Genomic DNA, 24972 nt, shown 5'->3' with positions numbered 1-24972 from the left:
CGCTACATCTCGTCCGCGGTCTTGATGGTCCAAAAGCTCGACGGCTCGCGATCGCAAGTGAACTGAAGGGCCGGGATGTTGTTCAAGTTGCTAACCCCGCCGGCAATGATCAGGCACTTGCCTGTCTGGACGTTTTCCGCCTGAACTCCGTCGCGCGTCTCGACAAGGTTCCAACGACGCGAAGGATCGCTGTCACAGTTGAACTGCAAGGCCGGGATGTTGTCTTCGGTACTGACTCCGCCGGCAATCGTCAGGCACTTGCTTGTCCGGACGTTGGCCACCTGGAAGCCATCGCCCGTCTCGACCAGCCTCCAGCGCTGCCATTGACTGCCGTCGCAGTCGAATTGCACCGTCGGTGCATTGTTGTCGGTTCGTCCTTCCGCGACCGAAAGGCACCTTTCGGTTTGCCGGTTCACCAGCAACACTTCCGGGTCGGCCGCCCGGATGCTCCAGAACCGCGACGGATCGCGGTCGCAGTTGAATTGGAGGGCAGGGACGTTGTCATCGGTGCTCACCCCGCCGGCAATAGTCAGGCATTTGCTCGTCTGCATGTTTTCAGCCTGGAAGCCGTCGCCGGTTGCGGTCAGCTTCCAGCGCCGCGACGGATCTCGGTCGCAGTCGAATTGAAGGGCCGGGATGTTGTTGTCGGTGCTGACACCGCCGGCAATCGTCAGGCATTTTCCGGTCCGCACGTTCTGTAACTGAAAACCGTCATTCGTCTCGACCAGCTTCCAGCGGCGCCACTGGTCGCCGTCGCAGTTGAACTGTACGGCCGGCGCGTTGTTGTCGAGGCGCCCCTCGGAAACTGCCAGGCATTTGCCGGTCTGCATGTTTGCCAGCACCACGTCTCCCTCCTTGATCGCCGTGATGCAGGCTTCGAAAATTTTCCCGGTGGCCGCGGTCGATTGCTCCGGTCGACTGATGCAGACCGGATTGCCGTCCAGCGAAGGCTTGAATGGCAGGATGGCGCTGACGGACTGCACCGTGGCCAGACGGTTCGCGCGCAGGTTAAGAGAGGTGAGTTCGGTAAGGCCAATCAAGGCGCGCGCATCCGTGACGCGGTTTTTCGACAGGTCGAGCGCCGTGAGCTCTTGCAGAAACCGCAACGGCGACACGTCGGCGATCTTGTTGCTGGCCAGAACCAGTCGCGTCAGCGCCCGCGCCGAGGCGAGCGGCCGCAGGTCGGCGATCTGGTTGAAACTGAGGTCGGCGTCGGCCAAATCCTTCATCACGCCAGTCACGTTGATGTTGCTGATCCTGTTTCGCGACAGATCGAGAAAGGTAAGCTTGGTCAGCTTTTCCAGATCGCGCGTGTCGGCTATTTCATTGCCGGACAAGGTCAGGCGCGTCAGATGGGTAAGTGTCGCCAGCGGCTCGAGATTTGTCAGCCGTCGCCCGGCAAGGTCGAGCGTCGTGCTCGACGCGAGAAAGTCCTGCGCGCTTGCGCACGCCGCCGGATTGCCCAACGCGGAGGCACCGCCGGGTGTCAGCTCGAGCAGCTCCTCGACCGTCGTCTGCTGGGCAGGATCAAGGTCGTTCTTGATGCACCAACTGGCAAAGGTCGTCGGCCGTCCGACAAGCGGCGGGCCCGCCAGGCATGCGATGGTATGGACCTTTCCGGCAAAGAAAGGGGTAGGGTCGGCCTCGATCGCCTGATTGAGCTTGAGCTTTAACCCTTCGACCAACGGCGCGCAGCCGGGAATGTAGAGTTGGTCGGAAAAGGATGTTGACCCGAAATCGGTCGGGAACTGCAGGTAGTAGACGAGCCCGCTGCCGCTATCATGCGCAAAGACCTTGATCGGGTAGTGCTCGTCGGATGGGCACAACAGCGGATTGGCGGCTGGGTCGGCCGCGATGACCGCATTGTCGACGGCGCTCAGCATTTGCGACGGGACGGTTACTAAGCCCAGTCCGCGGATCACTGCTTCCTCGTCCGCCTGAACACTGCAGCGAATGCGGTAGCCGCGTCCTTCGGAGATGAGCAGGGGATAGTGCAAGCGAGTGGCGTTCAGCGTCGGGTCCTCCAACAGAACGAGCTTCGGTTCCTCGGCTCGGGCCCGACCGGCGCCGATCACCGCAAGCAGCGCCAGCAGGAGCAGCGATCGGGCTATGCGGGTCATCTGGTTTCTCCTTTCCGCTCTATTCGACCAGGCTGAAGCGGCCTGGCCCGCAGGCCCGGCTGGTATTGTCGTGTGCAATGTCGTTGCCCGGCAGCAGGAAACTGGCGCTGGAGGCGCTGTCGGCGAAACTGACCGCGCAGCGGAAGCCGGACACCGTCGAGGTGGTGAAATTCGCCGACGAACCGCGCTCGAGCTGGATGGCGGAGCCGACCGTAAGGCCAGCGGCCATGGGCGCGAGCCCGTCCGAGCGACCCGCCACGACCGCGCCGCGCAGAACTAGCGGATTGGCGGCGGCGATGTCGGTGAAGGCCATCCGCATCAGGCTGTCGGAGGTGAGCACCGCGCCGAAGCGTGCGCGCACAATGCTGGAGCGGGCAGGCGCTTGGGCCGAGATCAGCAGCCGTGCCCGAACGCCTTGGATCGCCAGCATGTCTGCTTCGACCCTGAGCCCGCGCGCATAAAGGTCCGCCAGGCACAGCGACGCGCCCCGCGCGATCGGCGACAGTCCGTCCGCCACGGTGCCGATAGTCACATCGTCGAGCGCGACCGCGCCATTCTGCGCGATCACGGCGACGACCTCGTCGGTCGTTTGAGCGGCTGCCCGCGCCAGATCGATCCGCTCGAGTTCGAGCCGCGGCAATCCATCGGCGACGATGATCACGCCTGTGGCTGACAGGATGCATGACGACGTGCCGGCAGGCACTCGGTTGGCGGTGCCGACGAGCCGCGTGCGGGCAACGCCGGGGGCCGGCGCCATGTGCACGGTCTTGAACGGCAATCCCTTCAGGATTAGCGTCTGCGGCATCTGGACCGATGCGGGCAGTTCGAGCCTGAGATTCGCCCGCCCGGCGCAATCGCCCTCGGCAGAGAATTGCGCCAGCGTCAGCGTGCCGCCATCATTGATGCGGCGAAGGCACGTATCGCCGGCCGAACCCCGACAGTCGAACCCGGTACCCGGCGCCGGAGCGGCTGTCAGCGCGCGATCCGTCTCGCCCATCCAGTCGCCAATGCCGGGGGCGGAGAGGCCGAGCGCCAACGTCAGACGCGGGCAACCCGTAAATGACAGGCTTCGCCCCTCCGCGAAGATCCAATCCAGCCGCGCATTGCCGAGGGAGTCAAGCGAGGTGATGGACAGGCCGGCTGACAGCGGCGTCAGGCCGAGGTCGATACCCGGCTGCGCGAAGGTCGAGTGCTCGCGCTGATAGCCATCGCAATTCGACAGACACAGGTCGACGAAGGGCGCCGAACGAAGCGCCGCCACCGCGTCGGCGCCGAGCAGGGTTACGGCCTCGGCCTCAGCGATGCCGAAGAATGATCGCAGCTTCTTCTCCGCCGCTTCCGCTCCGGCTGCATCGGCAATGATGTCGCGCGTCGCCTTGCCGTCAAGGCGCACAATCGGCAGGTAGGAGGGCTGCGCACCTTCGCCCGGCGGCGCGTAGCGCACGACATAGATCGTGTCGCCAATGCTTTCGGCGCTGAGGAAGGTTTCAAACCGGTGCAGACTCCAGCGCGCCGCACTCGCCACCGCTACATTCGATGTGCCGCCAAGATCGGCGCGCCCGCAATCGAACACGAAGGGTGTCCCGACATCGGGCGGCGCGACGAAGCCCTGCAGTACGCCAGGGAGTTGCAACCGCTCGCGGATGGCGAGCGCTGCCTTGATCTCCGCGCAGGCGGCGGGGACGGCGAAATAACCGCTGCCCGAGACGGCGGGGAGATAGTAGTTGCCCGATGCCTCGACATCGGCCCAGATGGCGGTCGTCGCCGGCCAGTCGATATCGAAGGCCGTGCCGGGGCATGGCAAGCGCGGCTGCGCGCCGAAGCCGTTTTCGGTCTGAAGCTTGGCGAACGTTGCCTCCGAGACGATAGCGGTGTCAGGCAGGTGCAGCAGCCGCTTCGCCTGGCCGGCGCTGGCGCAGCCGGCAAGCTCCACCGCCTTGCCGTCGAAAAGCGCGACATAGACGTCCTTGTTCTGATCGGTGACGAAAGCGTCAAGCTGCGGCTCGGCGGGGGCCACCGAAGTGCTGGCGAGAAACAGGGTGAGCAATGCGGCCGCCTGTCTCATCTCAGTTCGCTCAGGCAGCTTGCCGCACGGGTGGGCTCCATATTGACTTCGGTCATCAACGGATCGAGGCCGGCCGACTGGCACAGCTCCTTGACCGAGATCGAGTGCGGCCCCTGGAAATCGACCTTGAGAGTTCCATTGCTCATCTGCCCGTTCTGGCCGATGCACAGCGGATTGTTGGCGAGCGCCGGCCGACGGCAGGTGCGGATGACGTCGGCCATTGCCCGGCGGTTGGTCAGTTCGCAGAAGTAGATGCGGCAAAGCGCGGCGACTGCGGCGCGGTTCTCGGCGTCGGCATTGATGATTCGCTTGATGTCGGTGATCAGGCCGCTCGCATTGGCTGCGAATGCTAGGCCTTCGACGCGAGTTTTCTCGCCCGCGATCTCGCCCGACCGTTCGGTGATCTTCGGCATCAGGTTGATGTTTTCCGAGGTTATGAACAGGCCGCCTTTCCAGCGGTCGAACTCGTCGAGGATCGAGGTCGCCCTCAGGATCGCTTGGCGGTAGGCGTTGTAGATCGGCCCCATCTTGGTGTCGCGCGCCGCCTCGTAAACCTGGTTTAGCGCAGCGTATTCCTTGTTCACCGCGTCGGCGCCCGCCTTGATACCGTCGATGCCGGCGCGCGAACTCTGCACCAGACCCTCGGCACGCTTCAGCTTGCGGGAAAACATCGCCGTAATCGGGCTCTCGACGCTGGCGAAGTAGTTTTCGATCACCTTGCCGGCCGCTCCGTCGGCGAAGGCATTGATCTCGGTGTCAGACAGATTGGAGATCAGGCCGCACTGGGCGTCGAAATCGGCGCTCAATGGCCCGGCCTGGCAGGCGCTCATCTCCGCCAGTCTCTGATCGAGCGTCCGGTTCGAAGCGAGCCCGTCGGCATACTCGAACAGCGCATGGTTCCATTCGATTGCATTCAAGTCAGCCTGGCTGTGCCGCCGGTCGCGGCAGAACAGCGTCTGCTCCATCCGGCTCTGGTTCCCCGAAGCGCGGTAGGCGTCGAGGTGACGCGTCGCCTCGGCGCAGGTCGCCAGACCTGAAATCAGCCCGGCAAGCTGCTGGTGGACGGGCGGCAGTCCGCGTGTCTGCGCCTCCCGCATTAGATTGGCGGCGCGTTGGCTGTCTTCGGGACTGCGGGCCGGGCGGTGGAAGACGCAGAGGCCTTGCTCGAAGGTTTTCAGCGTGCCGTCCGGAATGGCCGGCCCCTCGCAGTTTGGAGCGTCGAGAACACGCGATTCGATGCTATAGCCGGCAAGATTGTCGACGAAGAGGTCGCGCGCGGCCGCTCCCGTCGCGCCAAGCGCCATGCCGAGCGCCGCTGTGGCGATGATCGCTCTCATGGCGCGCTCGCGAAGATGAAATAGAGGGTGAACACAGCGCCGTCGAAGGGGCAGTCGCTCGGCTGCAGCGACAGCCGGTATGAGCCGATCAGCGGCGCGCCGAGATAGGGCAGGATCAGGCTGGTGTCGTTCGACGGTCCGGGTGCGCGGGGGAACTTGCGCGCCTGGTAGCGATCCTGAACCCAATAGCGGATGATCCGGCTGATCTCGTCGCCGCTGTCGGCTTGGTTGAAAAAGGTCTGCAAGGCGACCCGCTCCGGCCCGACCGAAATGTCGGCGCGGACCTCGTTCGACCCCTTGGTCAGCGGCTTGAACACGAAGCCGCTGCCGCGGTGTTGCAAGGCGAAGCGGTTCCACTGCGCGCCAGTGCACTGGTAGTCGGTGCCGACGAAGACATCGATCAGTGTCAGATTCTTGCGGTCGCGGAATTTGTTGGGCGCCCATAGCGCGAAATAGCCGTTCGCTTTCATCAGCCCGTCGGTCGATGCGAAGGGCGAAACCTCGAACTCGACATTCTCGTCGAGCGCCAGCTTGCGGGCGAAACCGGAATTGGCGGGCACTACGATCTGGGCGACATCGATATTGATCTGCCGCTCGTCGAAAAAGCGCTTGGCGACAATGTCGTCGATCATTGCCTGCAGCTGGGTTGCGTTGCGCACATAGACCTCGGGCACAGTCGCGGCCTCGCCGGTGAAGGCCTGCACCACTTCAAAGCGGCGGCGCATCAGGTGCATCAGTCGGTTGGCGGTCTCAAGCACGCGCCGCTTGGTCACCAGATATTCGGGAATGCCCTTCATCAGGTCGGCTACGGTGTCCTGGGTCGCGATGAACAGATTCTTGCCCGTCGCCGGATCGTCGATTTGGGTAACGAGCTTGGTCATGTCTTCTTGCTGCTTTGTCACCTCCGCCTGAATATTGCCCTGGAACTTCAGGATGCTGTCCTGGAGCGCGCGGCTCTTGAGACCGAGATCCTTGGCCTGGTTCAGGCCCGCGACGAGTTCCTCGGTGTTGCCGCGCGACTGCGTGATGCGCTGCTCGACGAAGGCGAGTTCGGCATCGTTCAGTGCCAGCATCTTGTCCCTCTGCCTGTCGCGTAGTTCGTTGATCAGGTTGGTCGAGGCATTTGATTTCTCGGCGAGGCCGGTAACGGTCGTCTGCGCAGCGCGAACGCGCTCGATGCGGCCGTTGGTTGCCGCGACCAGTTCGGCAACACGTGCATTGTCCTCGTTGAGCTGAGCTTCCGACAAGGACAGCTTGTCGAGTTCGAGATTGAGGATCGCGATCTCATTGGTCAGCCGGTCGATCGTGCGCTGCTGGTCGGTGATCTGGAAACTGAGCATGTCGTTTTCGCGCGCCTGAAGATCGAGTCCGGCAAGTATTCGTTCATGGTCGGACGTGAGCCGCGCCACCTGTTCGTCGATGCCGAGATCCTGGCTCTGGCAGTCGACCGCCGCCATCGAGCCCTGCAGTGTCAGCTCCTTGATCTCTTCGGCCCCTTGCGCCAGCCGGCCGGCGAGTTGGAAATGCGTGTCGATCAGCGCCCGGGCCTTGAGCGCCTTGTCGAGGTCGAGTTCCTCATTCGCTTGGCGCAGCTGCGTGATCCTCTGCTGCAGGCCGTTGATCTGGTTGATGTTCTCCTGCGTCACCCGCCCGGTCGCGATGATCGTCGACAAGATCGACTGTGCCGCTTCGAGCGACGCCTTGACGACCTTGGAGGTGTCGATCTTGGTCGCCGCGCCGCTGGCGAGCCCGCAGGCGCAGACGTTGACCTCGGGTATCGCCGCGGAGATCGCGTAGGCGGCCTGGATGGCGGTGAGCGTGATCTGCGCGGCCTGCGTCGTGCCGTTGAACGCAGCGAACCAGGCGATCACTTCGGTCAACTGGCCGTCGACCTGGTCGCGGGCTTCCTCAAGGTCCGCCTTTTTCTTGGCATAGGCGTCACGCTCGGCTTCATAGAGCTTCTTGGCGAAGTCGGTTTCCGTCTGTGTGAACGAGCCGCAACTGACGTTCGCCAGTTCCTGCGGCAGCGAGACGTTCGACGTGATCATCTGCTGGTCGGACATCAGCGGCTCGACGTCGGCGAAATCGGCGTCACCGATGACGCACTTCATCAGGAAAGCCCTGGCCTGGGTCTGTGTGGCCAAGAGCTGAGCCCTGAGGCCCGACTGTCCATCAGGGCCGCACATCTGGGCGACATACTGGTTGCGCGTGAAGGCCGGCGTCACTGTCTGGCACGGCTGTTCGCCCGCAAGCAGCGGGGTGAATGGATGGGCCGGCGCCTCTCCGATCAGGGCGAGCTGGTTCTCGATACCGCAAAGCTGTTCGCGGTCGACGGCCCGGCGGCGCTGATAGAGATCGGTCTGGCGCAGTTGCAGTTCGGTGATTGCGTCGTTGGCGCGGGCGATCGCACCCTGGTTGTTGGTGATCTGGGTTTGGAGGATCTGCCGCTGGCGAACCGCCTGTTCGAGCTGGTTGGCGTTGCGCTCGGTCTGGCGGGCATATTCGGTGATCTGGCTCTCGAGCGAGGAAATCTGCAGATCGAGGTTCATCTGAGTCATTTCCCAATTCAGCAGCCAGCGCAGTTCGTTGCGCCGCTCGACTTCGGCCTCCTTGGAGAGGACGATGAGATCGAGTTCCTGCCTGTCACTGATCTGACGGCGCTGGTTCTCGAACTCGGCGATCTTGGTGCCGAGCTCGATCTCCAGCGACCTGATCTGCTGGCGATAGCCGAACGTGTCCTTCTCGGCGTCGACCGCGTTGATCTCTTGCTGGACGGTGGTGGCGAAGGTCTGCGCCTCGTGCTCCAGCTTGCCGATTTTGTGGGCGATCAGGTTGACTTCCTGGCTGCGGATCGTCCGCTCCTCATCGATCGCGCGGGTCGCTTGGCCTTCCTTGTTCGCGTACCACCGCTCAACCAGCGCCTCGACATTGCGCTCGACCTCGGTCAGTCGCTGTTCGCTTTCGGCCAGGGCCTGCTGCAGTTCTTCGAACGGGATCGTGGTGAACTGCATGGGGTCGATGTTGAGGAACAGGAAACCCTTGTGCACGCTGTCCATGCGGGCATCGAGGTCGCTGTGCTGCAGCAGCAGGTCGGCGCGCAAGTCGTCGTAGGTGGACTCGCCCGGAATATCCATCTGCGTCTCGACCAGCACCCACATTGCGGCCTCGTAATTGGTGTAGGCCTTGGAGAGGTTGGGTTGGCTGTCGAGGCCGGCGCCTCCGACAGCGCCCAACGTATCGTAGACCAGGAAGTCGAGCGCCTTGACGCGCGCCTCCGAGAGGGTCTGGTACCAGACGTCGCCGGTGTTCATAAGCAACTGGATCTTCAGCGAGGACAGCGCCGTCAACTGCCGCACGAAGCTGCGGTAACTCGCATCCGCTCCCGCCGCGGCTCCCTGGTCGTTGCCTTGTTGCCGCGCGAGAATGCGAAGACCCCTGTCGACGATCTCGATGCCTTGCCGGCCGAATTCCTGCGCCGCCTGCGGCGAAACCGGCGTATCGTTTCGGCTGACACCGCTCGCCGACGACAGGAAGGGCATGTCGGCCGCGAGGAACAGGCGGTAGCGCCCGAGTTGCAGATGGCAGTCGAAATCGCACACGATCGCCAGCCGTCCGGTCGCCTCGTCGCCGCAGGTCGTCAGGAACTGTTCGAGTTCGGTGGCGACTTCACCCATATATTTCACGTCGGCGCGGAAATTAGCGATCTTCAGCAGGGTCGTCAGCTCGCCGGCATGGCCGGCCGCCGCGTCGACGTCGAGCGCCATGCAGTCCTGCGCGCGCGCCATTCCCGCAGCGCCGAAGACGACGCCGGCAACCAGTCCGCAAAGCAGGAAAAACCGTCTCATGGCTGCCCCGTCGTCAGAAGAACCTCGGAAATCTGGCGCACGTGCCGGGCAAGTTCGGCCATCTGCGCCTTGGAAAGCGAAGGATTCTGGAACCGCCCGACCACCGCCCGGGCATGATTGATGCAGTCTTCGTAGGGCCCATTGATCTTCGCAGTCAGCGCGCCGGTGTCCAGCGTGAGGTCGAGCGTCGAATACGCGCCGGCCAGTCCTGCGCAGGAAGAAAGCTCTGACGTGATCGTCGGATCGTCGACGACATGCGCGAGGCCGGACAGAGCCGTCATCACCCCTTCGATTTGTCCGACGATCTGTGCCATCCTTGCCTTACCGTCCTCGAACTCCTTCAGCGAATCCGGCTGGTTGAGGCTGGAGAGATCGACGGCCTGCAGCGTGGCGATCGTCTCGGCTGCTTTCAGCTGGTCCTCCTTGACAAGCACCATGTTGGCCTGAGCGTTGCCGAGTACTCGCTCCAACTCCATCACCTCGGCCGACTTGATCGTCACGTCCATCTCGTTGACCAGCGACTGATATTGGGTCGAAGCGGCGTTCATCAGGTTGAGCGTGTCGTCGACCTTCGTCCTGACCGCCTTGACGATCTGTTCGCGCACCCGCGTCTCGATGAGGCCGGTCGTCTCGGCCCGCCCACGCACTGGCTTGGCCGAACAGACCAGCTTTGCCAGCGCGTCCGAGCCGAGCCGTGCACGCACCGCCCCAACGATCGGGAATAGCGGGCGCCAGGCAGCAGGCAGCGCATCCGCGCTTGCGCCCGACAAAGGTCCAGCATCGATCTCGTTCATACGCGTCAGATGCCGGCATTTCTCCTGCAAGTCGGCCCCGGAAAAGTAAAGCCGCCCGGTGATCAGGTAAGCCTCGATCGCGGCTGCGTATTGTCGCCCGACGAGGGCGGCGAGTTCTTCAGCGTTATCGGTCGAGACCGGGGCGAAGAAGCGGTAGCGGCTGAGATAGATCTCCGCCCAGGCGAGGCGGCGCATCAGCACCGAGGCGTCGTCGGCCGAAAGCGGGATGACCGGAAAGCCGACGCTGCGGCTGCCGCCCGAGGGGGCAGATGCCTCGCCGATCACCTCGCCGGCGAAGGGCAGGCCGAAATCGGGCTGCGTCGCCTCGTGACTCGGTTCGACGGCGACGGGGCCGGGGGCGAGCAAGCTGAACCGGGTCGTTTCGGGCGTCGCGTTCGAGAGCGTGGCGTTCCAGAAGCCGTCAAGTTTTTCCGATGTGTAAGCGCGCTCCAGAATCGATGCGCCGCCGGCTTCGCTGGCCAACACGCAACTGACGATGACGAATAACGCGATGTCTCGGAAGCTTGTCATCGGCAGTACCACACCCTGTCGGCTGCGCCTGCCTGGGCGCAGATGCCGGTCGCAGCGCCGTGCGCCTTCCAGTCCGCCTTAATCTTGGTGAGATCATTGAATGCGCCCTGTGCCACGTTATCGGCATGAACCTCGGCATCCAGTCGCCAGAAGGGCTTTGCCGGATCGGTCGGCAGCAGCACCCCGATCATATTGATGTGGAAGGCGGAGACTTTGAGAAAGTCCTCAGCGCTAGCGACGTTCTTGCGATTAAGATTGGCGTATTGCTCAGGCGTTACGTTGCCGAGCGCCCGCTTGAACTCTTCCTCCGAAACTTCGACGGAGCGCAGCATCTGCGTCGTCTTCGCTGCCAACCCGTCGAGGATTGAGGTGTTGGCGACCAGCATCGCGCCCGCACCGCTCACCGGTCCGAAGATCTCCGCGAAAATGGCGCGGATCGCCTTCAAGTGCGTGTCGGCCGACTTAATCTCGACGCGGCGCAGCGCGATGCCCGTTTCGAGGTCTGACGCCCGACTGACGAAGCCACTCAGCGCGCCTTGCAGCGTTTCGAACGAGGAACGGGCTTCCGGCGGCGGCTGCAGGAACACCGAGCGCGCATAGCGTACGGCCTCACTGCGGGCGATGTCCTCGACGGCGGCGCGTGTGAGTGCCGATTCCGGGCAACCGGTTACGCTGCCGAGGTCGGTCAGCATCTGCGCGGCATGATAGATTTGATCCATTTGTCGCACCGTGCCGAAGGAGCCGCTGGTGGTGAACTCGGTCTCGACGCCGGACAGATAGTCGGTCAGGTATTCGCGCGCGAACTTCACCATCTCGCACTGCACGCCGGCGGCACGTTCGCGAATGTGGCGGCCGTAGAATGAGGCGCCGACGAAGTATTTCTGGTCGGGCGTCGGTTCGAACCGCTCGACGAAGAGCGACTGGATAACGGTATCGTATTCACCGCACGCATAGGTGCGTTCAAGGCATGCGGGGTCGGTCTGCAGGTCGCACTGCGATAGCGCGGGGCCGCAGATTTGCTGGGCTGCAGCGGGGTCAATTCCTTCGCCGTGCACAAGAAACGCCGCAACGATGATCGCTCGATTGAAGATGTACCTCTTCAACGCAACGACCAAAGGAAAATGCACAAAAGCCTCCCTCACCGTCGAAACGGCGGCCTCATTGCTCTTTACTGGCAATATGCTAGCAGGCTACTTCTGGTATTTGTTCGCTACAGCGGAAATTGGCCGCCGAAGGCGTGGCCAATTCAAATTCAGCTTCGCTTTAAAATGCACTGCTAAAGTAAGATAGAACGGTTTGTCTGTCGATACACGTGGCTTTTTGCATTCCGTTACGGAAATGCGTGCCTAAGTGTTGATGCAGTTAACGCATCGTAAAGAGTTGTCTTTTCCGCTCTCTTGGCCCCGTCCAAGCATCGTGCGGCGCCCACGGTTCGAATGCGGGAGGTCACGATCTGGCCTTGGGCCCTAACCTCAACCAATCTGCGCGGGCTGCCAGGCAGCTAGTCCAAGCCTGTGGCGGGCGCCCCAAAAACGCACCATACGCCTGCCTTCTTGGACGCTTCAAGCGGACGCACCAGAGTGGTGGGGGCACTGAAGGCAACGACCGCAAAGGACCCTGCCAGGCCCGGCCATTCAGTGCGGGTCCAGTATTCGGTTTCGCTACGTGCGAGCGGCGGCAGCTTGTATTGCGCGAACGCCTCGCGCTGACTTGGCCAGTCTGCCGAATCGAGGCTCGTCAGTTCCGCCATCGTCGGAAGCTCCCAGCCCATGTCGCCGTGCGGCCCGCCTTGCCCGAGCGTGGCGCAGTACCCCATCGCATCGCTCAGCGTTGCGGGTTGATCAAGCCTGTCTAGCCGGGCAACGAGGCAAGTGCGTTGGTCGACGAAAGCTTTGCCGTCATGTTCAGCGAGCAACCAGAAATTTTGATCACTCAGCGGCTGGCGGGCTTGCTTGTGCACGATACCGCAAGGTGCAGCTTGGGATTGTGACGCTGATAAGGTTGCAAAAAAGGCAAGCCCTATGCTGAAAGTCGCAAGAGTGGCGATCCGATGCATGCCTTCCTCCTCCTTGGCCGCGCGTTCGACATGGCAATCGGAAGCGTACTTGAACCGGCGAACAATTGAAAGTTCCTACACTTCCCTGGTTGCCTTGTAGATGATCGAGGGCCTTGGTCCGACGAAGTGTGTGCGTGCAGCAATCCTCGAGCCGAACACCGAACGATCAATTCTGGTCTGGAAGTAATCCTCGGCCGTTTCTGCGCCGTCGAGCCAGAGAACAAGCTCGACCGCACGCGTCCGTATCTTCGGACCGATGACCAAGCTTTCGATGTTGGTCTTCACAATGGTCACATCCGCGCAACATGCGATGGCGAGATTCAACAAAGCTTGATGACGCGAGCGACCATCTCGATCGGGAAGCGAGCATGAGGGTTGAGATCAAGCTGGGCCAGTCTGCGATGCGGTAGCGGGAAATGGCTTTCCAACGCAGAGGGCGCGTGTCTCAAGTCTACAGGGGTAAGGTTGACATAGTTGAACGACAACGGTGGCCACGCCCTATGTGAACGAAGACATCCTCACCCACTGGCTACCGGTTACGTCGTGTGGACACTTGTCTGATCGATAGGACGATGCGCAGGCGTCAAAGCGGCAACAGCGCGTCGGGCTTCACATCACCGATCGATGCGAAACTATGCGTTTCCCTGACACCAGGAAGCAGCAGAATGACCGCTGCAGGCCAGACCCCGCGGGTGCTTACCAACTTGGAAGCGTGGACCCGCCGAAGATTGCGTAGGTATCTTTGGCGGCAATGGGGAACGGCCACAACCGCTACAAGGAGTTGCGCCGTCGTGGCGTGCCAAAGCTCCGGGCCGCGGTTGCTGCCGGTTCACCGACGGGATTCTGGCGCATGTCAGGACACCCGGCAGTCCAACAGGCCCTGCCCAACCAACACTTCGAGTCGCTCGGTCTCCCCCGTCTCTATGTCTCTGTCCAAGCTTAATCCGGTCGAACCGCCGTGATACGTGATCCGTATGCCGGGTGGTGTGGGAGAGGCGGCGCCGCGAGGGGTTCCTATCCCGATCTCCGGCCTCGTGCGGCAGGCAGGATCGGCGAAGACGAAGCGTCCCGGCCCCTCGGCCATTAGGACCCTTGGGTACAGGCCATCTGCCTCATATAGTCGGCTTCGATGACTTTCTGGTTGGCCGCCTGCCCGTTGGCGAACAACTGGTGATCGGATGCCATTTGCCGCTCGGGCTTGGAAAGTTGACGTTCTCCCGCGCAATCCCATCCAATTGCCGGGCGCGTAGGTAACGCGGATACTTCGCCAGGTCCCGAAATCACATGACACGCAGCCGCCGTCTCTGTCCGATCCTTGGACTTAAACATATCAGTAGAAAATAGCTGTAACCATCTTTCATCTTGCCGCGTATGATCCGATCATCTGCCGTGCAAGTTTGAGGACATGCAATGAACAAGGCCGCTGCTCTCGTCGTGCTTTCCCTGGTTACCATGCTGCCCGCCATGGCAGCCGCCCAGTCCTACGTGCCGGAGCTTGGGCCATCGCCGCCGCAGGATGCTGTGCAGCTGTATCCCGGCGGTATCGAGAAGGCGCTGGCCGCGCTGCCGGACATCGTCAAGAAAGTCAAGGAAGCATCCGACGTTCCCGGCTTCGCCGTGGCGGTGGTGCATGGCGGCAAAATGATCTTTGACGAGGGCTATGGCCTTCGCGACAACCGGGACGACACTTCTAAGGTCAGCAGCACCACCATTTTCCAGGTCGCCTCGGTGTCGAAGTCGATCTCGGCCACGGTGGCCGCGATCGCCATGACGAAGGACCGCAGCTTCGACTGGGATACCCCGGTCGGCAAGGTCTGGGACGGCTTTCGCCTCAATCTCGACTATGTCTCGGGCAACGCCACCATCGGCGATTTCTTCGCCCATCGCTCGGGCCTGCCGATGGCGGCGGGCGACGAACTCGAGGATCTCGGCTTCCAGCGCAAGCAGATCGTCGGGAGCCTGTGGATGGTGCCGCTCGATCCCTTCCGCATCTCCTATCACTACGCCAATTTTGGCACGACGATCGGCGCCGAGGCAGTGGCCCACGCCGAGAAACAGCCTTGGGAGCCGCTGGCCGAGAGCCTGTTGTTCGATCCGCTCGGCATGCGCTCGAGCAGCTATCGGCACGAGGACTTCATTGCCGCCGGCAAGAACCGCGCCCTGCTGCATGCGCGCGTGGCGGAGAATGTGTTCGAGCCGCTCTATGACCGCGACCCCGACCAGCAGGCGCCGGCGGGCGGCGTCTCCTCCAGCGCCCAGGATCTTGCCAAGTGGATGATCCTGCTGCTTGGCGACGGCACCTATAGCGGCCAGCCCATGATCGACCCGAAGATCCTGCAGCCCGCCATCACACCGCAGAGCGTGACCTACCGCGGCGAGACGCCCGATACGCGGGCCAGCTCCTATGGCTATGGCTTCAATGTGGCGGTGAACGCCAATGGGCGCACCACCATGGGCCATTCCGGCGCCTTCCTGCTCGGCGCCGGCACCACCTTCCAGATCTTGCCCTCGGCCGATGTGGGCATCGTCGTGCTCACCAACGGCTCCCCCGTCGGCGCCGCCGAGGCGGTCGCCGCCAGCTTCATGGACATCGTGCAATATGGCCAGGTCACCCGCGACTGGTATCCCTACATCAAGCCGCGGTTCATGGGCTACTACAAGCCGGTGGGCGACCTCGCCGGCAAGGTCAAGCCGACGAACCCCGCCAAGGCGGGCAGTCCATCCTTCTACGAGGGCCAATATACGAGCAGCTATTTCGACACCGCCACCGTGCGGGCCGATGGCGACAAGCTGATGCTCGAACTCGGCCCCAAGCCCATGCAGTTCACGCTCGAGCACTGGGACGGCGACACCTACGCCCTCACGCCCCGCGGAGAAAACGCGCCGACCGGCTCGCTGTCATCGGTGAAGTTCGTCGGTTCCTCCGGCGGCATTCGCGCGCGGGTGATGACGGTGGACTATCTCAATGAGAACGGGTTGGGGCATTTTCAGAGGTAGGGGTGGGGCGTCGGGTGCTCCATACACCCTATGCCGTCGAAAAGGCGAACCGGCCGTCTGCAAGGTGATGCCTGAGATGGCGGATTTGTGACGGTTCGCTTCCGGGCGTGGAAATCAGGAAGCCGGCATTTGCTCGCGAGCTTCCGACAAGCTACGTCGGCTTTGGCCAGCCGCTGATCCGAAGCAACCGACGGCTCCCGGCCCACAAACGCGACACTTGGGGGTTGGCTCGGCGAGAACAGCTCTTGGCGCAAGCACGACAACGCTGAATGTCGTTTCGGCTCCTCGTAAGAAGGGCGACTTACAAAGTGGCCAGGTCCGCGTCGTGCGATACGGACTGAGGTACAACTGTGATACAAATCGCTATGGAATTCTAGAAAAAATCCTTTCAAATCAACTTGCGAGGCGGTGCGGCGTTGCATCTCGACAGACATTTTGGCGTCCGACAGCGCGAAGAGGACGCTGAAATATGGCTTTATATATTTTGGTGGCGATCAGGTTTGTTGTATCGGGAAGTTTCGTACATTGAGGCGCGTTAGCAGTAAGCCGAGGGCTTGAGAATACTGCTGATCTTACTGGGTCAACTGACTTCCTAAAAGCAGAACTTTGAGCTGGGGCTCATGGCCCCGCTAGGCGCAACGGGCAGAGATCGCATCGCAGGTAAACTGCGTTCTGCAGTCTTGCGCTAAGGTATGCTTTTTCGCGGCTTGCGCGCCCGCAGCAGGGCGGCGGGGGCCGGCGTGCGCCAAACGACCTGATATGCCTCTACGACATTGTTCGCGGTTACGCTGAGGCCGGGAAGCGCGATCCAGGGCGGCGGCTGGCGCCCGAGAAGCCCGAGAATAGTGGCAATTCCGGCGGCAACACCCTGGTCGTAAGGCAGTTGCGCTGCAATGCCCTTGATCAAGCCGCCACTGGCAAGGTCGGCCGCGACATCGTTGCCGAGGTCGACGGTGGTGATCGGGATCGCCATTCCGGCATCATGGATCGCGGCGACGGCGCCGGTCGCCGGCACGTCCCAGACAGCGAACAGGCCGGCAAGATCGGGATTGGCTTGCAGCAGACCTGCGGTTGCAGCCTTCGCGTGAGAGACATCGGCAAACTTGCCGCGCACCAGCGAAAGGTCAGGCCGGTGGGCTGCCATCCATTTGCGGAAGGCGATCTCGCGCTCGTGGGTCGCGAAAAAATCAACGCCATAGGCCAGCACGCCGACCTTGCCGCCTTGGGTTACGTGCGGCGCCAGCAATTCCGCGCCGATCTGGCCCAGGCCGAAATTGTCGGCCGAGATGACGCTGACATAGTCCTTGCCGGGCAGCATGCCGGTGGGAGCATTGTCGAGTAGCAGAAGCTTCTTTCCCGCCGCCGATATGGCACGATGGTCATCGGCGGCCCGGCTGCTGCCGATCGGAATGGAAACCACCGCATCCACGGCTTCGCCGGCAAGCCGCTTCAATTCGGAAATCTGCCTGTCGATATCGAAGGCGCAGTCGATGACCTCGACCACCGCCGCGCCATAGCGGCCAAGCGTGGTGACGATCCCGGCCAGTTCCTCCTTGGCCCAGTCGCTCATCGTGGTGTGGAGAACGACGGCGACCGAAAAGTGCCGGCCGCGGGCAGCATCGGCATCCGCATCCGACAGGCCGACCTGGTCGGCCGGAACCGCTCGTTCGCCATGCGGCCCCAGGCCGGTGATTGCCATTGCTCAATCCTCCTGAGGCGCTCGCAGCGCTCGATCGATTCTGCGGATATTATGCAAGCGTCCCACCCGGTGGCCGGGGTTTGGCCGGCCTGGCGCTGGTGTCGAGTGCTGCCCGTGAGAGAAAATCCTTGAATTCGGGATGCTCACGTGGCGAGCCCAGCGTAATCCATCCCTGCAGGAATCTCGTATCGAACAGCGCTTCGGCCACGACCTGCGCGGCGCCGACCAGTCCGGCCGAACCGCCCATCTGCGAGCGCACGATGCGCAGGTCGCGCGTGACCACCGGATGCGACTGGCGATAGACCGCCTCGCGCACGGCCGCCAGCAGGATATCCCCAGTCTGGGCGACGCTGCCACCGAGCACTATCAGCGCGGGGTTGAGCAGATTGGCCATCGGCGCCAGCACCTCGCCAACCGCCCGGCCGCTGCGCCCGAGCAGGTCGATGCAAAAAGCGTCGCCTAACTGGGCGCCATGGCCGGCATCGGTGACGGTGACCTCGCCAGCACGCGCCAGTACCTCGGTCAGGTAGGGACTGCGGCCGCTTTCGGCTGCTTGGCGGGCCTCGCGGCCCAGCGCCTCGCTACCGGCGACAGCCTCGAGGTTTCCACCGTCGATGAAAGTGTAGCCGATCATGCCGGCAGCGCCTTGGGCACCGCGGTGCAGCGCGCCTTCCGAAACAACACCGGCACTGATCGACCGTCCGAGCTTGACGAAGATCATATCGGTCAGACCGATGCCGCTGCCCGATTTCAGCTCGCCCATTGTCATCGTCTGGACGCCGCTTCGCACCCAGACCGGTGCGCCAACAAGCGTGGCCAACTGCTCGACAAAAGGAAATCCATCCCAGTTCTGGAAGGCGCTCAGCGCCGGGGCAAAGAGGCGCTGACCGTCAGGCTTCTCGACCGGACCAGGCACGGCCAGCCCAATACCCCAGATGCCGCCCTCGCTACCGTGTTCCTCCAGCATCCAGGCAAACAGCGTCGCCAGCCGTTGGACCACCGGCGCGGGTCCCGCCGCCAGCTCCACGGCCTCGTGATGCTCCGCCAGCAGACGGCCGGAAAGATCGGAAATGCCGACCGCCAGCGAGGAATGATCGAGTACGGCGGCAAGGATCATGCCCATGCGCGGCCGGAAGCGAACATGGCGCGGCGCCCGTCCGCCGATCGCCGGCCCGAGTTCGCCTTCCTCGATCAACCCGATACGAAGCAGAGTTGCTAGGCGATCGGTGACGACGGCGCGTCCAAGCTCGGACTGGTTCTCCAGCTCCTGGCGGGTCGTCGCCACTCCGTTCCGCACGAGGTTGAGCAGCGAGGCCAGACTGCCATGCGCGGATTCGCTGGCGCGAGGCCGGCCGGCGGTACGACGCGGCTGGGCGGTCTCTCCGTCTGCGGTGCTGCGCTCGTCCATATCCTTGCCGCGTCTCGTTCCCTGATCCGGCGCATCACGTCTTCCATCGCGCGAGAAAGGGATCGCTTTAATGGTTGTCGTCAGGCCATTTGGCATGGGTAACGTGACCTCATTTACGGATCAAGTGGCAACTTTTGTCGTTTATCAGCAAAAGATTGCCAACTTTTGCATTTTAAATGTTGACGTATCGTGTAAGCCGCGCATAAGTTCGGCCGAGGTTCGGAGGAGAGCCTACGCCCCGACGCCAAGGACAGGGATTGCCGCACGGGCAGTCACGGCATCTCTTCAAGCCGATAATGCCGGGATCCACACGCAGCGTGGTTGCCAATCGGCTATGCTTGGAGGAGACGACATGCAGGTGAAGCTGGCCTATCATGCCAATTGCTGGGGCGCGCTCGGTGGCAATGCCGTCGGTGTCACCTCGATCACCCAGCTAACCTATCGCACCTTTGGCGACATGGAGCAGGCGATCGGCGAGATCGGCGCGGCTGGATATATTGGCACCGAACTCTTCGATGGCAATCTTCTGGACTACGAAGGCCGCTATGGTGTGCTGCGCAGTGCACTGAAGCAGTCCGGTGTCGCGCTTGTTGCCGCTTATTCCGGCGCCAACTTCGTCTTTGAAGATATCCTTGGCGAGGAATTGGCGCGCATCGAACGTGCGGCGGGTGCAGCGGCCGAACTCGGCGCTGAACATCTGGTCGTCGGCGGCGGCGCCAAGCGCGCCAACGGCCGCCAGCCCGACGATTTCAAGCGCCTCGGCGCTGCACTCGACATGGTCATCGACATCGCGGCCAAAGCGGGCCTGCGTGCGCACTACCATCCGCATCTGTCGACCATCGTCGAAGGTCCCGACGAGGTCCGCGAGGTCTTTGGGCACACCGCAATCGATTTCTGCCCCGACACGGCGCATCTGGCTGCCGCAGGCGGCGATCCGGCCGCGCAGATCCGCGAATTCAGGAACCGCATCAGCTACGTGCATCTCAAGGGCTGGCAGCGCGAGCCCTTTGCCTTCACGCCGCTCGATCGTGGAGATCTCGACATGGCGCCCATCGTCAAAGCGCTCAAGGACACCGGATATTCCGGCTGGATCGCTACCGAACTCGACGCCTGGCCCGACCCCAGGCAAGGGGCGGAACTGAGCATGAGCTATCTGAAGAAGGCCATAGGGCCGAGTTGAACCGACGGGCATAGCGCGCCTGTCACAGGGAGGAGACCTAAATGACACGTTTCAAGACAATAGCCGGAGCTTTCACAGGCGCACTGCTGGCCACTGGCCTCTACACCGCAGCCCCCGCCTTCGCCGACCCGGATTCGGCGCTGGCTGAATTGCAGAAGACGGTGCTCTCCAAGGGCCCGAACGGCGAAACCCCGGCGTCGGCGGCATCCGTCAAACTGACGGACGAAGAACTGGCAAAGATCAAGGACATGAAGGCGACGGCGGCGATCGTCATGCACTATGGGGGCAATGACTGGTCGCGCGCGCAGATCGCCGGGCTCAAGGACCAGTTCGGCAAGATGGGCATCGAGGTGATCGCCACCACCGATTCCGGCTTCAAACCGGAAAAGCAGGTCGCCGACCTCGAAACGGTGATGGCGCAGAACCCCAAGATTATCGTTTCAATCCCGACCGATCCGTCGGCAACCGCCTCCGCCTACAAGGCTGTCGCCGACAAGGGCGTGAAACTGGTGTTCATGGACAATGTGCCGACCGGCTTTGTCGCCGGCAAGGACTACGTCTCCATCGTATCCGCCGACAATTACGGCAATGGTGTCGCGGCGGCGCATCTGATGGCCAAGGCGCTGGGCGGCAAGGGCGACATTGGCCTCGTCTTCCACGCCGCCGACTTCTTCGTCACCAAGCAGCGCTATGACGGCTTCAAGAAGACGATCGCCGACAACTATCCCGACATCAAGATCGTCGCCGAACAAGGCATTGGCGGGCCGGACTTCACCGGCGACGCCGACAAGGCGGCCTCGGCGATCCTCACCTCTCACCCGACCATCAACGGCATCTGGGCGGTGTGGGACGTGCCGGCCGAAGGCGTCATCTCGGCGGCGCGCACCGCCGGTCGCGACGACCTCGTCATCACCACTTGCGACCTTGGTGAGAACGTCGCCATCAACATGGCGAACGGCGGCTTCGTCAAGGGCCTGGGCGCCCAGCGTCCGTTCGACCAGGGCGTCACTGAAGCCCTGCTCGCCGGCTACGGCCTGCTCGGTAAGGCGGCTCCGGCCTTCGTCGCCCTGCCGGCGCTCCCGGTCACCAAGGACACGCTGCTCGAGGGCTGGAAGGCCGTCTACCACGCCGAGGCGACCGACAAGATCAAGGGCAGCATGTAGCGCACCCTACGGCCGGCGCACTCCCTGCCGGCCGCTCCACTTCAGTTCCACAGGAGACTATCATGACCCGGACGCTCAACGTGGCGATGATCGGCGGCGGCTTCATGGGCAAGGCCCATGCGCTTGCCTATGCGGCGATGCCGATGTTCTTCTGGCCGGCGCCCGCCATTCCCGTGCGCAAGGTGGTGGTTGACGTCACCGACGCGCTGGCCGACGAAGGGCGTCGCCGCTACGGTTTCGAGGAATCGTCTTCAGACTGGCGGGCGGTGGTGAAGCGGCCCGATATCGACGTCGTCGACATCGTCACGCCGAACGACAGCCATGCGGCGATCGCGATCGCGGCGGCGGAAGCCGGCAAGCATATTATCTGCGAAAAGCCGCTGGCGCGCGGCGGCGACGAGGCAAAGACCATGCTCGACGCGGTGAAGAAGGCCGGCGTCATCCACATGGTCGCCTTCAACTACCGGCGCACACCGGCCGTGGCGCTCGCCCGCCAGTACATAGAGGAGGGGCGGATCGGCAAGATCCTGAACTTCCGCGGCACATATCTGCAGGACTGGTCAGCCGATCCGGATTCGCCTCTGTCTTGGCGCTTCCAGAAGAAGATCGCCGGCTCGGGCTCTATCGGCGATATCGGCACCCACGTCGTCGATCTTGCCCGCTACCTGGTTGGCGAGATCGCCGAGGTCAGCGCGCTGGTGCGCACCTACAACAAGACGCGGCCGATCCAGCGCGGCAATCTCGACAGGCTGGGGGCAGCCGAGAAGAACACCGGCGCCGCGTGGGCCGAGGTCGATGTCGACGACGAGGTGGTGACACTGCTGAAATTCGCCGACGGCGCGATCGGCTCGCTCGAGGCCACCCGAAACGCCTATGGCCGCAACAATTTCATCACCTTCGAGATCCACGGCACCAAGGGCTCGATTGCTTTCAACTACGAACGGCGCGACGAATTGCAGGTGATGTTTGCCGATGATCCTGCCGATGCGCGCGGCTTCAGGACTGTCTATTCCGGTCCGGCGCACCCTTATGGGGCAGGCCTGTGGCCAATCCCGGCGCTCGGCATTGGCTATTCCGAAACCAAGATCGTCGAGTGTTTCGATTTCTTCTCGGCCATCGCCTCGGGCAAGCAGCCTTCACCCAATTTCGAGGATGGCTATAAGACCGAGCGCGTCGCCGACGCGCTGATCGAATCCGGTGAATCCGGGCTGTGGACCACAGTGCGGTCATGAATAGTGCGGCGCCTGTTCATGCGGTGGAAATGAAGGGCGTCACCAAATCTTTCGGCGGCGTCAAGGCGCTGGTCGACGTCGACCTGCAGGTAGAGAAGGGCGAAATCCACGCGCTGCTGGGCGGAAATGGTGCCGGCAAGTCGACTATTCTGAAAGTGCTGAACGGCGTGCATGTGCCGGACACCGGCACCATTCTGGTTGACGGCAAGCCATTGACAGAGATCTCGCCCGAGGCCTCGCGCCGGGCGGGTATCGCGATGATTTTTCAGGAAATGAGCCTGATACCGACGCTGACGGTGGCACAGAACGTGTTTCTTACCCGCGAAGCCAAGGGCCCATTCGGCCTGATCGATGACCGCACCGCCGAGAAGCGCGCCGGGGACCTGTTCGACATGCTCAAGGTTGAGGTCGATCCAAAGGCGATGGTCGGCAATCTGGGCGCCGGCCAGCGGCAACTGACCGAGATCGTCAAGGCGATCTCGCAGAACGCCAAGGTGCTGGTGCTCGACGAGCCGTCGACGGCGCTCGCGGTATCCGATGTCGAGCGGCTGTTTGCCTTCCTGCGCAAGCTGAGATCGGAAGGTGTCGCCATCATCTATGTCTCGCATCGTATGGACGAGATCGCCCGCATCGCCGACCGCGCCACCATCCTGCGCGATGGCCGCCACGTCATCACGGCACCGCTGTCGGAATTACCGATCGAAGCGATGATCGAGCACATCGTCGGCAAACGCTCGCGTGGCCTGTCGGATGTGGTGCGCGGTGAATCGAGTATCGGCAAGCCACTGCTTGAGCTCGAGAATGTTTCGGGAGCGCTGAAGCCCAGGAATGCCAGCATCGTCGTCCACAGTGGCGAGGTTGTCGGCCTTGCCGGCCTGCTCGGCTCCGGTCGTTCGGCGATCGCGCGCGTCATCGCCGGCATCGACCCGATCATCGAAGGCGAGATCCGCATCGCCGGCAAGCCGGTGGTGATCACGAGGCCAAGTGATGCTATCGAGGCCGGCGTGGCGCTGGTGCCGGAGGATCGGCTGCGCCAAGGCGTCATCGCCGACCATTCGGTCGCCTCCAACATGACGCTCGCCGTGCTCGACCGGTTGAGCAGCAACACGTTCGTGTCGAACAAAAAGGTGCGCGACGTGACCGACGATCAGGTCGCAAAACTGCGGGTCAAGACCGCGTCGCGCGACAGCGCGGTGCGTACGCTTTCGGGCGGTAACCAGCAGAAGGTCGTCATTGGCAAATGGCTTTCGACCGAGCCGGAAATCCTTGTCCTCGACGAGCCGACTTCCGGCATCGATATCGGCTCGAAGTCGGAAATAATCATGCTGGTTCGCGAGCTCGCCAAGGCCGGCAAGGCAATCGTCATGATCTCCTCCGAGCTGTCCGAGATGCTGTCCGCCTGCGACCGCATCCTCGTTATCTCGGATGGGCGTGTCATGGACGATATCAGCCGTGCCGATCTCGACGATCCGTCGGCGCCAAAAGACGATCCGGTCGCGCAGTTGCAGGCCGCCGAGCGCAAGCTGCAGATCGTCATCCAGAACGCTCTGACCAAAAGCCAGGGAGGGACACATGTCCACTAGTGCCAGCGCATCCGCACCCTCGCTCACGGCGAGGCTCGGCCTCACCAATTGGCGGCAGAACATCATCTATATCGGCTTCGTGATCATCTTCATCATTTTCGCGACCACGCTGTTCGACAAGGGCTTTCTCAATCCCAACAATCTGCTCAACATCGTGCGCCAGACGGCGATGATCGCGGTTATGGCGACGGCCATGACCTACGTGCTTTCGGCCGGCGAGATCGACCTTTCCGTTGGCGCCGTGGCCGGGCTGGCCTCCGTGACGACAGCGATGGCGATTGACGCTGGAGGACCGCTCACCGGTGTGTTGGCGGGGCTCGCCACCGGCGCCCTCGTCGGAACCTTCAACGGCCTTTTGACAACGCGGATCGGCATACCGTCGTTCCTCACCACGCTGGCCACGATGGGCATCGCCACGGGCACAGCCATGTGGATCAGCGATACGGCTGCGGTACCGATCATCTCGAAGAGCTATTCCTGGATTTTTGGCGGCGGCAATGTCGGACCGGTGCCGGTGCTGCTGATCTGGATGCTCGTGCTGGGCGCTGTCGGCCATGTCGTGCTGAGGCGAACGAGCTTCGGCCGGCGCGTGCTGGCCACCGGTGGCGGCGAGATCGCGGCGCGCTATTCCGGCATCGACACCAAGTCGATCAAATTCCGCGTCCTCATCATCTCGGCCATGGCGGCGGCGCTGGCCGGCATGCTCTATGCAGGGCGGCTGCAATCCGGACGCTTCCAGCTCGGCCAAGGCGACGAGTTGTCGGTCATCGCCGGGGCGGTCCTTGGCGGCACCAGCCTGTTCGGCGGTTCCGGCACGGTGATCGGCACGATTGTCGGCGCGCTGATGATCGGTCTCATCAACAATGGCCTGATCCTCATGGGGCTGGAGTTCAGCCAACAACTGATCGCACGCGGCGCTATCATCATTCTTGCCGTCGCCCTTAGCCAAGGAAGAAAATGAG

At 62.8% G+C, this 24972-nt stretch carries 16 protein-coding genes; 6 read left to right on the top strand and 10 right to left on the bottom strand.

The genetic code is table 11. The features are described from left to right. Positions 1-2 precede the first annotated feature (2 nt). From NKH59_RS03640 to NKH59_RS03605, 8 genes are all read right to left on the bottom strand, one after another. Positions 3-2075 (bottom strand): RICIN domain-containing protein, encoded by a 2073-nt coding sequence (locus NKH59_RS03640; protein ID WP_353020963.1) that lies wholly within the window; start codon positions 2073-2075, stop codon positions 3-5. Between the two features lie 64 nt (positions 2076-2139). Continuing rightward, the gene (locus tag NKH59_RS03635) at positions 2140-4185 is read right to left on the bottom strand and encodes a hypothetical protein (protein WP_352612577.1); all 2046 of its coding nucleotides are present in this window, start codon (positions 4183-4185) and stop codon (positions 2140-2142) included. Then, positions 4182-5522, bottom strand: coding sequence for a hypothetical protein (locus tag NKH59_RS03630; RefSeq protein ID WP_353020960.1), 1341 nt, complete (start codon positions 5520-5522; stop codon positions 4182-4184). Before NKH59_RS03630 ends, NKH59_RS03635 begins: the two co-directional genes overlap by 4 nt. After that, positions 5519-9367 carry a coiled-coil domain-containing protein gene (locus tag NKH59_RS03625; protein WP_352993709.1) on the bottom strand — a complete coding sequence of 1283 codons (3849 nt, stop codon included), beginning with the start codon at positions 9365-9367 and terminating at the stop codon, positions 5519-5521. Before NKH59_RS03625 ends, NKH59_RS03630 begins: the two co-directional genes overlap by 4 nt. Next, complete coding sequence (locus NKH59_RS03620) at positions 9364-10692, bottom strand: hypothetical protein (RefSeq protein WP_352816851.1); 1329 nt, start codon at positions 10690-10692, stop codon at positions 9364-9366. Before NKH59_RS03620 ends, NKH59_RS03625 begins: the two co-directional genes overlap by 4 nt. After that, complete coding sequence (locus NKH59_RS03615; RefSeq protein ID WP_353020957.1) at positions 10689-11819, bottom strand: hypothetical protein; 1131 nt, start codon at positions 11817-11819, stop codon at positions 10689-10691. The genes NKH59_RS03620 and NKH59_RS03615 overlap by 4 nt, the downstream gene beginning before the upstream one ends. Positions 11820-12193: 374 nt before the next feature. Further along, complete coding sequence (locus tag NKH59_RS03610; RefSeq protein WP_353020954.1) at positions 12194-12748, bottom strand: Lcl C-terminal domain-containing protein; 555 nt, start codon at positions 12746-12748, stop codon at positions 12194-12196. A 75-nt stretch (positions 12749-12823) separates the two neighbouring features. After that, positions 12824-13033, bottom strand: a complete 210-nt coding sequence (locus NKH59_RS03605; protein ID WP_352993700.1) for a hypothetical protein — start codon at positions 13031-13033, stop codon at positions 12824-12826. Positions 13034-14158: 1125 nt separating this feature from the next. Here NKH59_RS03605 and NKH59_RS03600 point away from each other — a divergent pair. Continuing rightward, the gene (locus NKH59_RS03600) at positions 14159-15745 is read left to right on the top strand and encodes a serine hydrolase (RefSeq protein ID WP_353020951.1); all 1587 of its coding nucleotides are present in this window, start codon (positions 14159-14161) and stop codon (positions 15743-15745) included. Between the two features lie 685 nt (positions 15746-16430). On the opposite strand, the gene NKH59_RS03595 is transcribed toward NKH59_RS03600, so the two are convergent. Both NKH59_RS03595 and NKH59_RS03590 read right to left on the bottom strand, forming a co-directional pair. Continuing rightward, entirely contained in the window at positions 16431-17444 is a 1014-nt protein-coding gene (locus NKH59_RS03595; protein ID WP_352540051.1) for a substrate-binding domain-containing protein, read from the bottom strand. A gap of 49 nt (positions 17445-17493) precedes the next feature. After that, positions 17494-18852, bottom strand: coding sequence for an ROK family protein (locus NKH59_RS03590; protein ID WP_352997916.1), 1359 nt, complete (start codon positions 18850-18852; stop codon positions 17494-17496). Between the two features lie 352 nt (positions 18853-19204). On the opposite strand from NKH59_RS03590, the gene NKH59_RS03585 reads away from it, so the two are divergent. From NKH59_RS03585 to NKH59_RS03565, 5 genes are all read left to right on the top strand, one after another. After that, positions 19205-20032, top strand: coding sequence for a sugar phosphate isomerase/epimerase family protein (locus tag NKH59_RS03585; RefSeq protein WP_352470497.1), 828 nt, complete (start codon positions 19205-19207; stop codon positions 20030-20032). A 41-nt stretch (positions 20033-20073) separates the two neighbouring features. Then, entirely contained in the window at positions 20074-21195 is a 1122-nt protein-coding gene (locus tag NKH59_RS03580; RefSeq protein WP_353020949.1) for a substrate-binding domain-containing protein, read from the top strand. A gap of 62 nt (positions 21196-21257) precedes the next feature. Continuing rightward, positions 21258-22427 (top strand): levoglucosan dehydrogenase, encoded by a 1170-nt coding sequence (locus tag NKH59_RS03575; RefSeq protein WP_353020946.1) that lies wholly within the window; start codon positions 21258-21260, stop codon positions 22425-22427. Beyond that, positions 22424-24010, top strand: coding sequence for a sugar ABC transporter ATP-binding protein (locus NKH59_RS03570; RefSeq protein WP_353020945.1), 1587 nt, complete (start codon positions 22424-22426; stop codon positions 24008-24010). The genes NKH59_RS03575 and NKH59_RS03570 overlap by 4 nt, the downstream gene beginning before the upstream one ends. Next, a complete protein-coding gene (locus NKH59_RS03565) occupies positions 24000-24971 on the top strand; it encodes an ABC transporter permease (RefSeq protein ID WP_352470491.1) in 972 nt (323 codons plus the stop codon). The genes NKH59_RS03570 and NKH59_RS03565 overlap by 11 nt, the downstream gene beginning before the upstream one ends. The last annotated feature ends 1 nt before the right edge of the window (position 24972 follow it).

This window comes from Mesorhizobium sp. M0998 (assembly GCF_040318885.1).
In the GTDB taxonomy this organism is placed as follows: Bacteria; Pseudomonadota; Alphaproteobacteria; order Rhizobiales; family Rhizobiaceae; genus Mesorhizobium.
This window is presented reverse-complemented; position numbering and strand designations above follow the sequence as displayed.